Origin of the sequence: Streptomyces sp. NPDC091371, from assembly GCF_040684275.1 — a bacterium.
GTDB lineage: Bacteria > Actinomycetota > Actinomycetes > Streptomycetales > Streptomycetaceae > Streptomyces.
The window spans coordinates 33,508-47,620 of record NZ_JBFBFP010000003.1; the positions used below are offsets into that span (position 1 = coordinate 33,508).

At 74.3% G+C, this 14,113-nt stretch carries 12 protein-coding genes and 1 pseudogene; 6 read left to right on the top strand and 7 right to left on the bottom strand.

Going from position 1 to position 14,113, the window contains the following annotated elements; all coding sequences use genetic code 11:
* On the top strand, positions 1–1,684 hold a 1,684-nt coding region (locus AB0O21_RS05380), incomplete at its 5' end, for a serine hydrolase (RefSeq protein WP_365166480.1).
* Positions 1,685–1,704: 20 nt separating this feature from the next.
* Here the strand turns inward: AB0O21_RS05380 and AB0O21_RS05385 are convergent.
* The 3 genes and pseudogenes from AB0O21_RS05385 to AB0O21_RS05395 form a co-directional block, all read right to left on the bottom strand.
* Positions 1,705–3,541: pseudogene (locus tag AB0O21_RS05385) on the bottom strand (serine/threonine-protein kinase).
* Positions 3,542–3,638: 97 nt separating this feature from the next.
* A complete protein-coding gene (locus AB0O21_RS05390) occupies positions 3,639–4,460 on the bottom strand; it encodes a hypothetical protein (protein ID WP_365166483.1) in 822 nt (273 codons plus the stop codon).
* Complete coding sequence (locus AB0O21_RS05395; protein WP_365166485.1) at positions 4,460–5,737, bottom strand: VWA domain-containing protein; 1,278 nt, start codon at positions 5,735–5,737, stop codon at positions 4,460–4,462. The genes AB0O21_RS05390 and AB0O21_RS05395 overlap by 1 nt, the downstream gene beginning before the upstream one ends.
* Positions 5,738–5,866: 129 nt before the next feature.
* Here AB0O21_RS05395 and AB0O21_RS05400 point away from each other — a divergent pair, with 129 nt between their 5' ends.
* The gene (locus tag AB0O21_RS05400) at positions 5,867–6,232 is read left to right on the top strand and encodes a DUF6204 family protein (RefSeq protein WP_365166487.1); all 366 of its coding nucleotides are present in this window, start codon (positions 5,867–5,869) and stop codon (positions 6,230–6,232) included.
* Positions 6,229–6,582, top strand: coding sequence for a hypothetical protein (locus tag AB0O21_RS05405; RefSeq protein WP_365166490.1), 354 nt, complete (start codon positions 6,229–6,231; stop codon positions 6,580–6,582). The genes AB0O21_RS05400 and AB0O21_RS05405 overlap by 4 nt, the downstream gene beginning before the upstream one ends.
* 6 nt (positions 6,583–6,588) lie before the next feature.
* On the opposite strand, the gene AB0O21_RS05410 is transcribed toward AB0O21_RS05405, so the two are convergent.
* Together AB0O21_RS05410 and AB0O21_RS05415 are read right to left on the bottom strand one after the other, a co-directional pair.
* A complete protein-coding gene (locus AB0O21_RS05410; protein WP_365166492.1) occupies positions 6,589–8,217 on the bottom strand; it encodes an FAD-dependent monooxygenase in 1,629 nt (542 codons plus the stop codon).
* 76 nt (positions 8,218–8,293) lie between these two features.
* Positions 8,294–8,704 (bottom strand): organic hydroperoxide resistance protein, encoded by a 411-nt coding sequence (locus AB0O21_RS05415; protein ID WP_328929362.1) that lies wholly within the window; start codon positions 8,702–8,704, stop codon positions 8,294–8,296.
* A 125-nt stretch (positions 8,705–8,829) separates the two neighbouring features.
* Here AB0O21_RS05415 and AB0O21_RS05420 point away from each other — a divergent pair, with 125 nt between their 5' ends.
* Positions 8,830–9,315, top strand: a complete 486-nt coding sequence (locus AB0O21_RS05420; protein WP_365166495.1) for a MarR family transcriptional regulator — start codon at positions 8,830–8,832, stop codon at positions 9,313–9,315.
* Between the two features lie 63 nt (positions 9,316–9,378).
* Positions 9,379–10,413, top strand: coding sequence for a PHP domain-containing protein (locus AB0O21_RS05425; RefSeq protein ID WP_365166498.1), 1,035 nt, complete (start codon positions 9,379–9,381; stop codon positions 10,411–10,413).
* A gap of 71 nt (positions 10,414–10,484) precedes the next feature.
* Here AB0O21_RS05425 and AB0O21_RS05430 read toward each other — a convergent pair whose 3' ends face one another.
* Positions 10,485–11,546, bottom strand: coding sequence for a hypothetical protein (locus AB0O21_RS05430; protein ID WP_365166500.1), 1,062 nt, complete (start codon positions 11,544–11,546; stop codon positions 10,485–10,487).
* Between the two features lie 174 nt (positions 11,547–11,720).
* Between AB0O21_RS05430 and AB0O21_RS05435 the strand changes: the two genes are divergently transcribed.
* On the top strand, positions 11,721–13,364 hold the full coding sequence (locus AB0O21_RS05435) for a carboxylesterase family protein (RefSeq protein ID WP_365167120.1): 1,644 nt from the start codon (positions 11,721–11,723) through the stop codon (positions 13,362–13,364).
* Here AB0O21_RS05435 and AB0O21_RS05440 read toward each other — a convergent pair.
* Complete coding sequence (locus AB0O21_RS05440) at positions 13,348–14,070, bottom strand: hypothetical protein (protein WP_365166502.1); 723 nt, start codon at positions 14,068–14,070, stop codon at positions 13,348–13,350. The genes AB0O21_RS05435 and AB0O21_RS05440 overlap by 17 nt on opposite strands.
* Positions 14,071–14,113: the final 43 nt, after the last annotated feature.

Below are 14,113 nucleotides of genomic sequence, written 5' to 3' on the forward strand. Positions count from 1 at the left end.
AGCCGGAGCCGGAGCCCAGGCCGAAGCCGGAGCCGGAGCCCAGGCCGAAGCCGGAGCCGGAGCCCAGGCCGAAGCCGGAGCCGGAGCCCAGGCCGGAGCCGGAGCCGGGGCCCAGGCCGGAGCCGGAGCCGGGGCCGAAGCCGGAGCCCAGGCCGAGGCTGAAGCCGGGGCCGATGCCCGGGCCGACGCCCGGGCCGACGCCGGGGCCGACGCCCGGGCCGACGCCCGGGCCGAAGCCGGGGCCGGGGCCCGGGCCGGGGCCGACGCCCGGGCCGACGCCGGGGCCGACGCCCGGGCCGAAGCCGGGGCCGACGCCCGGGCCGAAGCCGGGGCCGACGCCCGGGCCCGGGCCGAGGCCGGGGCCGGGGGTGGGGGCGCGTTGGAGTTGTCGGCCGAGTTGACCAATACCGCTCCCCCGGCCGAGACGCCCCGGCGGACCCTCGTGCGGCGGGTCAAGGTGTGGACGCCCATCGTGCTGCTCCTCGGCGGCGTGTTCGTCGGCGCGCAGTTGCTGCGGCCGCTGCCCGGCCCGCAGCTCGTCGCGGACCAGCCCGTGCACGTCCTCGACGGGCAGCTCTCCATCCCCTGGCCCGCCAAGGGCCAGGGGGCCGTCCGCGTCCCCGGCTCCGGTGACATCGCTACCTTCGGCGAGCAGAAGCCCGTCCCGACGGCGAGCGTCGCCAAGGTGATGACGGCGTACGTGATCCTCAAGGGGCACCCGCTGCGCAACAAGGCCGACGCGGGCCCCGACATCGCGGTCGACGCGAAGGCCGTGGCCGACGGCAACTCCGAGCACGAGTCCCGCATCGAGGGGCTCACCGCCGGTACGAAGTTCAGCCAGCAGGACATGCTCAAGATGCTCATGATCCCCTCGGGCAACAACGTGGCCCGCCTGCTCGCCCGTTGGGACACCGGCAGCGGTGACGAGACCGCGTTCGTCGCGAAGATGAACGCCGCCGCCAAGGAACTCGGGATGAAGGACACCACGTACACGGACCCCAGCGGTCTGGACGCGGGCACCGTCAGCACCGCCGTCGACCAGCTGAAGCTCGCCGAGGCCGTCATGAAGGACGAGGCGTTCCGCTCGGTCGTCGCCATGCCCAACGCCACCATCAAGGGCCTGCCCAAGCCGATCTACAACAACAACGACAGCCTGCTCACCGCGACGGGTCTGAGCATCCGGGGCATCAAGACCGGTTCGAGCACGCCGGCCGGCGGGACGCTGATGTGGGCCGCGTACAAGTCCGTCGGCGACGAGACGCCGATGGTGCTCGGCACGATGATGGACCAGCACGCGGACGGCCCGGACCCCGACGGCCGGGACAGCCTGGTCCTGGTGAAGGAGAACAGCCGGAAGGTCATCGAGGCCGTCCGGGCGGCACTGGCCGCGTCCCCGGCCGTCCGCAAGGGGCAGACGGTCGGGTACGTGGACGACGGGCTCGGCGGCCGTACCCCGCTGGTGGCCGCGAAGGACCTCAACGTGATCGGCGTACCGGGACAGCGGATGCGGCTCTCGCTCGGCGTCGCGGCCGAGGCCGGCACCGTCCCGCACGCGGCCGAGGACGGCGCCGAGGTCGGCGTCCTCACGGTGGGCGACGGGGACGGGGCCAAGCGCGTGCCGGTGGCGGTGCGCGGGAAGCCGGCCGAGCCCTCGTTCTGGGCCAGGCTCACCCGGCTGCGCTAGGCAGGGTGGGCGCGCGGCCCTCAGTCCTTGCGGGCCGCGCCCCGCCAGATCGTCACGTCGAGGGTGACGTATCTGCTCGGGTCGTTCTTCGTCGAGCTGGACTTGTAGACGACCAGGGCGATGGTCCCTTCCTCGCTCTTCACGCACATCGCGCCGCCCTTGGAGAGTGCCTCGACCGGGATCTTGCTGGTGAAGCGGGTCTCCTGGCGGCAGGCCTGGAGCGAGCCCTCGGTGCCGCTGTCCAGACGCGCCAGTTTGGCTTGGGAGACGCCGAACTCGCAGTCCTGGAAGGCGCAGTAGTAGTAGAAGTCGTCCTTGGTGCCGTCGTGTGGCTCCAGCGCGTCGTCGGCGAACTTGAGGTGGTAGCCGCTGGGGAGCTTGAAGTCCTTGGAGACGACGGGCTGGGGGTCGGGGCGCGGCTGCCCCTTGGCCGTGGCCGTCGGCGTGGCTCGGTCGGCGCCGTCAGCGTAGGAGCCGCGGGTGCTCTTGCCGATGGCGTTGAGCATGGCGCCGCAACCGGCCAGGAGCAGGAGCAGACCGCCGAAGACGGAGACCAGGATGATCGCGGTCCGGTTGCGCCGCTTCGGGGGGTGCGGCGTGCCCACCTGGATGAGCGGCATCTGGACGGGTACGGGCGCCGTCGGGCGCGGCGCGTACGTGGCCTGCGGCGGCCCGAAGGACCCGGACGGGCCGTAGCCCTGCGGGCGGGGCGGAGTGACCGGCTGGGCGGGATGCGGAGCGGGGTGGGCGGCGCCCGAGGGGTACGGGGTGGGCGGCTGCGGTGCCGGGGTGGGCGGCTGCGGTGCCGCGGTGGGCGGCTGCGGTGCCGGGGTGGGCGGCTGCGGTGCCGGGGTGGGGGTGAACGCGGGCTGGGCCACGGGCGGTGCGGCCGGGGGTGCGGGTGGCGCTGCCGGCGCGGTCGGGACCGCGGGCGTCGGGACCGGGGCCAGGGACTTCCTGGCGGTTCGAGATGCCCGCGGCGATCCCTCCCGGCAGCCAGTCCTCCGGGCGGCGCAGCTGGGTCTGGTCGGCGGCGGTGCGGCACAGGTCGAGGATCTCGGTCAGCGAGGCCCGCCCGGCCGGGTCCTTGACGAGGCAGCGCGTGATCAGCGGCCGCAGTTCGGCGGGGATCCCGGAGAGGTCCGGCTCCTCGTGCACGATCCGGTACAGCACGCCGTGCGAGGGCCCTTCACCGTATGCGGGCGCGCCCAGCGCGGCGTACGCGGCGACCTGGCCGAGGGCGAAGATGTCGGTGGCGCCGCTGATCTCGCGGCCGGCGGCCTGCTCGGGGGCCATGAAGGCGGGGGTGCCGACGGCGACTCCGCTGGCGGTGAGCGACGTGGCGTCGGCGGCCCGGGCGATGCCGAAGTCGATGACCCGGGGGCCGTCGACCGCGAGCAGTACGTTGGAGGGCTTGAGGTCGCGGTGGACGATGCCCGCCCCGTGGATGACCTGGAGGGCCTCGGCGATCCCGGCGACGAGCATCAGGATGGTCCTGGCCGGGAGCGGGCCGTGTTCGGCGACCGCCGCGGAGAGGGTGGGGCCCGGTACGTAGGCGGTGGCGAGCCAGGGGTTGGGGCCGTCGGTGTCGCTGTCCATGACGGGTGCGGTGTACAGGCCCTGGACCCGCTGGGCGGACTGGACTTCCTGGCGGAACCGGCGCCGGAACTCGGGGTCTTCGGCGAATTCGGGCCGGATCACCTTGATGGCGACCGGCCGGCCTCCCGGTGTGTGCGACAGGTACACCTTGCCCATGCCGCCGGAGCCGAGCCTGGCGGCGATCCGGTAGCCCGCCACCATCGGCGGATCGTCGCCCTCCAATGGCTGGAAGACTCCGCCCGCCACGTCCCCGTTCATCAATTCCCCTTGCTTTCCGTGATGTTGAGCCAACCCTAGACGTGCGGGTGCGGGCGGGGCCGTACGGGAGTGCCGTACGGCCCCGCCCGCTGCCGGGTCAGCCCTGCGGCGGGACCCTGGACGGGCGGCCCGAGCCGCGTGTGAGGGAGTACCCGAAGAGGCCCGCGAGGGCCGCGAGGGCTCCGCCGGCCGCGGTCCAGATCCAGCGGTCCGACCACCAGCCGCCGGACCAGCCGCCCTCCGGCTCGCGCAGGGTGCCGGTCACGGTGGCGGGGACCAGCGGAGCGGAGAGGGCGCCGTCCACCGCGTAGGCGCCGCCGGCCTCCTTCACCTCGGCTTCGACTGCCGCGCGTACCGGCAGGCCCTTGTCCTCGTCCGGCAGCTCGGCGACGGTCAGGCGTACGTAGTAGCTGCCCGGCAGCGGGTCGTTGGACCACGGCTCGGCCGAGGCGCGGACCGTGCGCAGGGTGCAGGACAGTTCGACCGTCGCCGCCTCCTTGGCGGCGGCGCGGGTCTCGGCGCCGTACATGCACGCCTGGCGGCGGCGCAGCCCGTCGTACACGTCGATCTGCCAGCTCGCGGCGCCGTGCCGGGTCGCGGACTGGGGCAGCGTGACCGTGGCCTTCACCGTGGCGCGCTGTTGGGCGTCGAGGGGGAGCACCCAGTAGAGGTAGTCGCCGGTGGAGGCGTCGGCCGTGGCCCGCTGGCCCGGGCGGAAGGCGGTGGCGGTGCGGAAGCCGGTGCCCGCCTCGGTCGGCGCCGATTCGGTCTTGCCCGCGTTGCCGGCGGGGGTCGCCGTGGCCGGCGCGGTGGGCGACGCGGAGGCCGAGGGGCTGTCCGCCTCGGCCGTGCAGCCCGCCACCGCGAGGGCGGCGGCGCCGGCCAGCAGGGCGGCGGTCAGGGTGCGTACGGTACGCATCAGTTGGTCCTCCAGACGGAGATGCGCCAGCGCGAGATCCAGCCCCACACCAGACCCGCCAGCAGTCCGGCGAGCGCCAGGGCGGCGAGCAGCCACCAGCCGCGGCCGAGGCCGAAGGAGGCGACGTCGGAGGCCGTGTCGGGGCCGTCCACCAGCTCGACGGTCAGCTCGACGGGCATGCCCGGGGTGGTCTTGACGGAGGCGGGCGCGGAGAAGGAGTTGCTGACCTGGACGCAGACGGTCTCGGCGGCCGGCTTCGTGTCGGCGTCGGCCCCGTCGGCCTCGGCCTTCGGGTAGCGCAGGCCGGTGGAGATGACGTCGGTGCGTCCGTCGCCGGCCTCCGAGCCGCGGACGATCTCGCGGCCGTGGAGGGTGGTGGCGCGCAGCAGGACGCCGTAGTCCCGGTTGACGGCGCGGTCGGCGGCGATGCTCACGGAGGCGCGCAGTTCCTGGCCGGGGAGGACCTCGACGCGGTACCAGCGGTGTTCGCCGAAGGTCTCGCGGTCGCTGTACAGGCCGGGCTTCAGCAGCGGGGCGTTCGCGCACTGCTTGCCGCCCTCGGTGGCCACCGGGTTGACGACGGGCTCGGCGGCCCGGTCGATCAATTGTCTGACTCTGCTGGAGAGTTCGTCCTTGTGCTGCACGGCGGTGTAGGTACCGCCGGTCGCCTCGGCGATGCAGGTGAGCTGGGCGCGGATCTTGGCGTCGGGGACCAGGCCGAGGGTGTCGATGGTCAGGTGGATGCCCTTGGCGGCGATGTCGCGCGCAACTTCACAGGGGTCGAGCGGGGCGCAGGTGTCCTCGCCGTCGGTGATGAGGACGATCCGCTTGGTGGCTTCACCGCCCTCGAGGTCCTGGGCCGCGGCCAGCAGGGCCGGACCGATGGGCGTCCATCCGGTGGGGGCGAGGGTGGCCACGGCGGTCTTCGCCTCGGTGCGGTTGAGCGGGCCGACCGGGTACAGCTGCTTGGTGTCCTTGCAGCCGAGCGCCTTGTCCTCGCCGGGGTAGGTGGCGCCCAGGGTCCGTATGCCGAGCCGCACTTCGTCGGGGACGGCGTCGATGACCTCGTTGAAGGCCTGCTTCGCGGCGCTCATCCGGGACTGTCCGTCGATGTCGTTGGCCCGCATGGAGCCGCTGACGTCGAGGACGAGGTCGACCTTGGGGGGTTCCTTCGCCGTCTTGCCGTCGGCGGCGCTGGCGCCCGCCGGGAAGAGCCCGACGGCGAGGGCGGCGAGCAGGCCGCACGCCCGGGCCGCAAGCCGTTTTCTTGTGATCATCGCCGGATCGTATTGAGGATCGTCCGTCAATCCAAAACGTGATCCCGGCGCCGGTTTTCAGGGGGCCGCGACCGCTATCCGGACGGAAATCCGGGTGCGCGGGGCCGGCGTCCGGCTTAGCCTGCCGGGATGAGCTCCCGTACCTTCCGCATCACCGTCCGCGGCTCCTTCGACGGCCTCACCGACGACCAGCGGGCGGAGCTGCTCGCGGCGGCGCCCGAGCACGACGTGCTGCGCGCGGCGTTCACCGCCGAGGGGCATCTGACGTACGACATCGCGGCCCGCCCCTTCTTCACGTTCCGGTTCCTGGACTCGGGCGAGGCCGAGGAGGACATCCTCGACGCGACCGCCCGCGCCGAGTTGAGCGCGGAGAGCCGGCTGACCGAGCGGGGGTACGGCTTCAAGCAGCTCACGTCTCAGGCCGAGGACCTCTCCCAGGCCCCGCTGGGCAAGCGGCAGCGCCGGGAGGCCGCGAAGGCGGAGGGCCGTTCGTGACGGGGGACGGTGGTCCGCCGGACGATTTCGTCCCGAGCGCCGAGGAGTACGAGGCGGTGCGCGCAGCCGTCGGCGTCGTCACAGGCGGGCAGGCCGACGGGCGAGCGCCCACGCTCAACTCCCTGCTCGCCGAGTGGAACGACGTCGTTGCGGAGCTGGAAACGGACGGCTGCTCGGACTGCAGGCCCGAGTACGACTTCGACGTCTGGTGCCGACACCTTCTCGCGCGCGTCTGGCCTCTGCTGCCGCCGCGCATCCGGGCGCTCAGGCAACCGGAGCTCGACCGCATCGACGAGCGGTTCCGGCCTTTTCCCAAGCCGGTTGCCGTCGTGGTCAGCACCTGGGACTGACCACCCCTACGAGGGTGCGGCGAAGGTGGTCGCCAGGTGCGTGCGCAGGGCCGCCGCGTCGGGCGGGTCGAGGCGGGCGGCGAGGTAGCCGTCCGGGCGGATCACGAAGGCCGTCGGGCCGTCCGGGGCGTAGAGGCGGGCGAACAGGCCCGCGGTGTCGTGGTAGACGGGCAGCCCGTCGGGGGGAGGGGCTAGGGAGGAGGCCGGGAGGACGACGATGGTCTCCGTACGGCCGCCGGAGGCCTCCCGGGCCGTGCGGGCGAGTCCGCCCGGGTCCTGGACGTCTCCGTAGAGCAGCAGGACGTGGTCGCGGTCGCGCAGCAGGTCGAACAGGCGCAGCGGGTAGGCGGCGATCTCACCCGTGAGGCCGGCGCAGTCCGGTGCCCGGTCGCCGGGGCGCGGGTCCGGGCCCTCGTCCGACGGGCCGGTGATCGGGCCGTCCCGGTAGCCGACGAGGAGTTGGGCCTCGCGCAGCATCAGGGTCCGCGGGTCCTCCGGGTCGGCCTGGACGCCCTCCTGCGCGTGCCGGACGGTGCGGCCCACGACTTCCTCGCCGACGGGCCGGCGCTCGGCGTCGTAGCTGGCGAGGAGCGCGGCGTCGGCACGGCCCTCGACCGCGAGGGCGAGTTTCCAGGCCAGGTTCCAGGCGTCCTGGACGCCGGTGTTCATGCCCTGGGCGCCGGTCGGCGGGTGGATGTGCGCGGCGTCGCCGGCGACGAAGACCCGGCCGTCGCCGTAGCGGTTCACGATCCGGTGGCTGATGCGGAAGACGGAGGACCAGCGGATGTCCGAGGCGGTGGTCGGCTGCGGTGAGAGCCGGTCCAGGACGGTCTGGATGTCGGCCAGTTCGGGGCCGCGGCCGGTCTGCAGTCCGTGGGTGATGGCGTCGGGGTCCTTCCCCACCCGCTGCGCCGTGGACAGTTCGGGCGGGACCTTCATCGACATCCGGTAGCGGCCGGGGCCGGGCAGCGGGATGCAGACGAGTACGTCGTCCACGGCGCCGGAGGCGTCGCGGTGCATGGAGCGGACGCCGTAGCCGTGCGGCAGGTCCCAGTCGACCACCACGTCGGCCAGCATGAACTCCTCGGGGAACGCGCCGCCCTCGAAGGTGAGTCCGAGCCCCTTGCGGACGATGCTGTGCGCGCCGTCGCAGCCCACGAGGAACCGGGTCCGTACCTCCTCCTCCGCTCCGGAGGGGGTACGGACCCGGTTGGTCACTCCGTTGGCGTCCTGGGCGAACGACACCAGCTCGGTGCCGCGTTCGACCTCGGTGCCGAAGCGCGCCAGGAACTCGGTGAGCAGGCGCTCGGTCTCGTACTGGGGCAGCGCCGCGAACCCGTACGGGACTTCGGGCGGCATGAGCATCTCGAAGCGGGGCTGTTCGACGCCGTTGACGTACGCCAGCTGGCCGCGCAACGGGACGGCCGCGTCGAGGGCGGCGCGCACCAGGCCCATGCGGTCCCAGAGTTCGAGGGTGCGGGGCTGGACGCCGACGGCCTTCGCGAACGGCAGCGGGGCGGGCAGCCGGTCGACGATCCGGCAGGAGACGCCGCGTCTGCGGAGCTCCACGGCCGCCGTCAGCCCGACCGGGCCGGCGCCGACGACGAGTACGTCCGTTGCGTAGGTGTGCGCCATGGGCGCCTCCCGGCGTGCGGCCCCCGTACGGGTCGGTGCCCCTCCATGGTGGCCGCCCGCCGGATGTCCGGCATCTTCACTCGATGACGAGGTCCACGTCGATGTTGCCGCGCGTGGCGCGGGAGTAGGGGCAGACCTCGTGCGCCTGCTTGACCAGCAGGGTGCCGGTCTCGCCCGCCAGGGACTCGGGGAGCTCGACGCGCAGTACGACGCCGAGACCGAAGCCCGCGCCGTCCTTGCCGATGGAGACCTCCGCGGTGACCGAGACCTCGCTGGTGTCGGCCTTGGCCTGGCGGCCGACGAGGCCCAGCGCGCTGGCGAAGCAGGCGGCGTAGCCGGCCGCGAAGAGCTGCTCGGGGTTCGTGCCCTGTCCGTTGCCGCCGAGCGCCGGGGGCATGGCGAGCGCGAGGTCGAGCTGACCGTCGGAGCTGACGGTGCGGCCCTCGCGGCCGTTGGCGGTGGCGACAGCGGTGTACAGCGCGTCCATCGGAGTTCCTCTCGCAGAAATCAACCGTTGCGGTGGCCGGTGGTCGGCCCGCTCCATGAGTAGAGCACACAATTCAGTTGTGCACAATTAAATGCCTCGCAAGTCCACCCGGGTACACTGGCCGCATGACCGAGCAGCCGACCGCCACCCACCCCGACCAGGACTTCCTCCGCCTGGACGGCCAGATCTGCTTCGCGCTCAACGCCGCGAGCCGCGCGTTCGGGGGGCTCTACCGCGTCGTCCTCAAGGACCTCGGGCTCACCTACCCGCAGTACCTGGTGATGCTGGTGCTGTGGGAGCACGGCGAGATGCCGGTCAAGCAGCTCGGGCAGCACCTCAGGCTGGACTCGGGGACGCTGTCCCCGCTGCTCAAGCGGCTCGAGGCGGCCGGCCTGGTCCGCCGGGAGCGCAGCACGCAGGACGAGCGCTCCGTGCACGCGCACCTCACCGAGGAGGGCGCCGCCCTGCGCGCCCGGGCCGTGGAGGTCCCGCGCCGGATCGCGACCGCCACCGGCTTCGAGCTCGGCGAGATCCTCGACCTCCAGACGCGCCTGAACCGCCTCACGGCCGCCCTCGACGCCGCCGTGCCGCAGGAGTCGCGGGAGGAGTAGGCGCCGCGGGAGGCGCGGGCGCTTCCTCCGCCGGACACTGGGTCGGGGGTCAGGAGGTACGCGATGGACCCGGTTGCCGCGCTGGACCGGATCGCCTTCCTGCTGGAGCGCGCGCAGGCCCCCGCCTACCGGGTACGGGCCTTCCGGACGGCTGCGGCCGCCCTGGGCCGGATGGGCGGGCAGGAGCTGGCCGAGCGCGCCGCGGCCGGCTCCCTGGAGCAGGTCAAGGGCATCGGCCCGAAGACGGCCCAGGTCGTACGCGAGGCACTCGCCGGGGAGGTCCCGGCCTATCTGCGGACCCTGGAGGACGAGGCCGCCGCGCTCCCCGAGGCGCCGCCGGCCACCCCCGCCGCCACCGCCCTGCGGGCGGCGCTGCGCGGGGACTGCCACATGCACTCGGACTGGTCCGACGGCGGAAGCCCGATCGAGGCGATGGGGCGGGCGGCGGCAGCGCTGGGCCACGAGTGGGCCGTCCTCACCGACCACTCGCCGCGCCTGACGATCGCCCGCGGGCTCTCCCCGGAGCGGCTGCGCGAACAGCTCGAGGCCGTGGCCGCGCTCAACGAGACCTGGGCGCCGTTCCGGATGCTCACCGGCATCGAGTGCGACATCCTCGACGACGGCTCGCTGGACCAGGAGCCTGAACTGCTGGAGCGGCTGGACCTCGTGGTCGGCTCGGTGCACTCGAAGCTGCGGATGGACGCGCCCGCGATGACCCGCCGGCTGCTGGCGGCGGTGCGCGATCCGCTGATGGACGTACTGGGCCACTGCACGGGGCGGCTGGTCACGGGGCGGACCCGGCCGGAGTCGCGGTTCGACGCCGAGGCCGTCTTCGGCGCCTGCGCGGAGTCCGGTACCGCCGTGGAGATCAACAGCCGCCCCGACCGGCTGGACCCGCCCCGCCGGCTGCTGCGGCTCGCCGTGGCGGCCGGTACCTTCTTCGCGATCGACACCGACGCACACGCCCCGGGCCAGCTGGACTGGCAGATCCTGGGCTGCGAACGCGCCGTGGAGTGCGGGGTTCCGCCCGAGCGCGTGATCACCACCTGGTCCGCGGACCAGGTGGTGACGTGGACCCGCACCCGGCGCGGGCCCTGAAGCCCGCCGCACGTGAAGCGACACCCCGCGCTCGGAGCGCCGGGTGCCGCTTCGTACCGGGTCGGCCCGGGTCAGGCCGAGTTCTCCTGCGCGTTCCTCAGGGCCAGGCCCGCGAGGACGGCGCCGGCCGCCGCGCACAGCATCGCGGTGACGCCCGCCCAGGCCAGGGAGCCGCCCACCGCTCCGTCGAGCGGGTCGAACCCGGCCACGCCCCCCGCCACGTGCAGGGCGACGACGCCGAGGCCGGTGACGGCTCCGGCCCGCCACACCGCGGCGGTGTCCCGGAGCGCCAGCAGCGCGCCGAGCACCAGGCAGACCACGGTGACCAGCAGCGGCAGGAACCGGCCGGGGGCCGCCGACGGCAGGGCGGCCAGGTCCGCGGGCAGGTGGAGGGCACCGCTGACCAGCAGGGCGATCGCCACGGGCCAGCGCAGCACGTGCCGCAGCACCTGGGAGCCGCCGGCCGTCCCGGCGACCGGGGTGGGGGCGGGGGCCGGGGCCGGGGCCGGAGCGGGGACGGGGACGGGGACGGGGACGGTGCGCACCGGGCGCTGCCGGTACGGGGCGTCGTAGAGCTCCGAGTAGCCGGGATCGTACGGCTCTTCGTACAGCTCGTCGTGGATCACGGCCGGGGCCTCCGGCTCGGCCGCCACCGGGTCGGCCGGCCGTTCCGGTGCGCGGCTCTCCTCGTGGCCGAGGATGCTCGCCAGCAGGGCGACGTCCTCGATCGGGCGCCCGACGGCGGCCGCGCGCAGCGTGATGTCCGCCTCGACCGTGTCGTGCGGGGGCTCGCCGAGGAGGGCGACCATCCGCTGCACATCCTCCACGGACCGGGTCACGGCGGCCGTGCGCAGCGCCTCGTGTCCGGCGTCGGGAAGACTGCCGTCTTCCTTGAGGAGGCTCACCAGCGCGGTGACCTCTTCGAGCGGGCGGCAGGTGGCCGCCGTCTCCAGCAGCGTGCGTATGGGCCGGATGTCCGGCGCTGCGGGCGCTGCGGGCGCTGCGGGCTCTGCGGGGCCTTCCGGCGCTGCGGGCTCTTGCGGTGCTTCGGGCTCGTCCGGCGCGGCGGCGGTGTCGGGGGGCCCTTGGCGGTCTTCGTGGTCCGTCGCCGCGAGGGTGATGGGGTCATTCATGGAAAGCTCCGTTCGCCGACACGCGGGTCTACACGTCGCGCGGCGGTCATCGTGCGTCATGGGAAGCGCACGCTTTGTTACATTTACTGTCGATTCCGCTCGCTGCGCCATTCGGGGCGGGCAAACGGGGGCCCGACCGACCCCCACGGGGAAAGGGCGTCAGCCGTGCCCGACATGCGTGCCGTCCGCCGGCGGTGGTCCGCGCCGCTCCTGGCCCTCGTACTGCCCGCCGTACTGCTCCTCACGGGCGCGGCGCCGGCCCCGACGACCGCTCCCGCTCCCGGACCGCTGGTCGTGGACACCGACCGGGGGGTCGTGCGCGGGCGGGCGCACGGCGCGTACCGGACCTTCGAGGGCATCCCCTACGCCGCTCCCCCGACGGGCGCCCTGCGCTGGGCGCCGCCGCGGCCGGCGCGCCGGTGGGCGGGCGTCCGGGACGCCGGGGCCGCCGGGGCCCGGTGCGTGCAGTTGCCGCCGATGGGGACGGGCGGGCCCAGCGGCTCGGAGGACTGCCTGTTCCTCAACGTCACCGCACCGGCGGCGCATCCCCTCCCGGGCCGGCCGCCCGCACCCGTCATGGTGTGGTTCCACGGGGGCGGCTTCGTCAACGGCGCGGGCGACCTCTACCGGCCCGAGCGGCCGGCCGTCCAGGGCGGCGTGGTGGTCGTGACGGTCAATTACCGGCTCGGCGTCTTCGGACTGTTCGGCCATCCGGAGCTCGGCGGGGCCCCCGCGCTCGCCCTCGCGGACCAGCAGGCGGCGCTGCGCTGGGTGCGGGCGAACGCGGCCCGGTTCGGGGCGGATCCGGGCAACGTCACGGTGTTCGGCGAATCGGCGGGCGGCCTCAGCGTGTGCGCGCACCTCGCCTCCCCGGCCTCGGCGGGCCTGTTCCACAAGGCGATCGTGCAGAGCGGCTCCTGCTCGACCACGATGCCCGCGCGCTCGCTGCTGCCGGACCTCGGCGCGTACGAGCCCTTCGTGCCCGAGCGGCGGACCGTCGCGGACGGGGCCGCGGCAGCGGGCCGGCTCGGCTGCGACGGGCCGGCGGGCAGGGTGCTGGACTGCCTGCGCCGACTGGACGCCCGTAGGCTCGCGACCCCCGAGCTGATGCAGCGGTTCTCGCGCGTGCCGTACGGCAACGACCTGCTGCCGCTGGAGCCGTGGCGGGCCCTGGAGGCAGGCGAGTTCCACCGGGTGCCTGTGGTGCAGGGCACCACCCTCGACGAGATGCGGATCTTCGTCGCGCAGACGCTCGCCGCCTATCCGGTCGCCGACGCCGCCGCCTACCGGGCCCGGCTCGAGCGGTCCTTCGGCGCCGCGACCGCCCGTGTCGTCGAGGCGGCCTATCCGGTGTCCGGCCACCCGACGCCGGCGGCGGCCTGGGCCACCCTGCTGTCCGACGCCTCGTTCACCTGCCCGACGCTGCGCGACAGCGGTGCGCTGGCCCGGCACGTGCCGACGTACGCCTACCGGTTCAGCGACCGCGACGCGCCGAACTTCACGGGGCTGCCGGAGCCGGCCGGGCTGCCGTACGGGGCCTCGCACGGCTTCGAGCTGCCCTACCTGTTCACGATGGCTCCCCTGGCGGCGCCGCAGCGGGAGCTGGCGGACCGGATCACCGGCTACTGGTCGACGTTCGCCCGCACCGGCAGCCCCGGCGGCGCGGGCGGCACGTGGTGGCCGCGGTACGGGGTTCCGGAGTCGGTGCTGTCGCTGGCGCCGGGCGCGGCGGGGATCCACACGGTGGACGCACGGGCCGAACACCACTGCGCGCTGTGGGACGAGTGGTGGCCGGCCCGGATCACCAGGTCTCGGTGACGACGACTCCGTCGCCGGTACGGACGACCAGCGTGCCGTGGTCCCCGTAGACGTCGTGCCGCCACGCGGCGAACAGCTCGGCGATCCGCCGTGCCACGTCCCCGCGGCCCTTGCCCACCTCTCGGGTGCTGAAGAGGATGCTCGCCTCGCCGACGGTGCGGACCTTGCGGACGCGGGTCTCCTTGAGGAGGAACTCGTCGTATTCGCCGCGGTGCTTGGCGGTGTAGCCGGTGAAGTCCCGGGTCATGTCGAACCAGTCCGCCGGGCCGCAGGGGCCGCCGCCGTTGCCGATGTCGCCGTCGGTGGGCGGGCCCGCGGGGGAGCCGGTGTCCTGGTCGGTGGGCGGACCCGCGTAGCCCCCGGTCTCCTGGTCGGTCGGGGGCCCCGCGTAGCCGCCGGTCTCCTGGTCCGTGGGCGGACCGGCGTGGCCACCCGTCTCCTGGTCGGTCGGCGGGCCCGCGTGGCCACCCGTCTCCTGGTCGGTCGGCGGGCCCGCGTAACCGCCCGTCTCCTGGTCCGTCGGCGGACCGGCGGGGCCGCCGGTCTGCTCCTCGGTCGGGATGTCGAGCGCGCACTTCTCCGGCGTCAGGCTGGGCACGGGCGCGGGTCCCGCGGCCTGTCCCGCCCCCTTGGTCCCGCAGGCCGCCAGGACGGCGCACAGGAGCCCCGCCACCAGCACCCGGCCCGTCGTCTTCCTCTTCGTCATGGTCTCCCCCTTCGCTCCGACAGAGGGGAAAACACCGGCCCCG

What these genes read in the sequence shown, in the direction of transcription:
- AB0O21_RS05415 (WP_328929362.1), bottom strand. Translation starts at nt 8,704, where the DNA reads ATGGACGCGCTGTACACCGCTGTCGCCACCGCCAACGGCCGCGAGGGC.
- AB0O21_RS05390 (WP_365166483.1), bottom strand. Translation starts at nt 4,460, where the DNA reads ATGCGTACCGTACGCACCCTGACCGCCGCCCTGCTGGCCGGCGCCGCC.
- AB0O21_RS05395 (WP_365166485.1), bottom strand. Translation starts at nt 5,737, where the DNA reads ATGATCACAAGAAAACGGCTTGCGGCCCGGGCGTGCGGCCTGCTCGCC.
- AB0O21_RS05420 (WP_365166495.1), top strand. Translation starts at nt 8,830, where the DNA reads ATGACCGAGCAGCCGACCGCCACCCACCCCGACCAGGACTTCCTCCGC.
- AB0O21_RS05430 (WP_365166500.1), bottom strand. Translation starts at nt 11,546, where the DNA reads ATGAATGACCCCATCACCCTCGCGGCGACGGACCACGAAGACCGCCAA.
- AB0O21_RS05410 (WP_365166492.1), bottom strand. Translation starts at nt 8,217, where the DNA reads ATGGCGCACACCTACGCAACGGACGTACTCGTCGTCGGCGCCGGCCCG.
- AB0O21_RS05425 (WP_365166498.1), top strand. Translation starts at nt 9,379, where the DNA reads ATGGACCCGGTTGCCGCGCTGGACCGGATCGCCTTCCTGCTGGAGCGC.
- AB0O21_RS05435 (WP_365167120.1), top strand. Translation starts at nt 11,721, where the DNA reads ATGCGTGCCGTCCGCCGGCGGTGGTCCGCGCCGCTCCTGGCCCTCGTA.
- AB0O21_RS05400 (WP_365166487.1), top strand. Translation starts at nt 5,867, where the DNA reads ATGAGCTCCCGTACCTTCCGCATCACCGTCCGCGGCTCCTTCGACGGC.
- AB0O21_RS05440 (WP_365166502.1), bottom strand. Translation starts at nt 14,070, where the DNA reads ATGACGAAGAGGAAGACGACGGGCCGGGTGCTGGTGGCGGGGCTCCTG.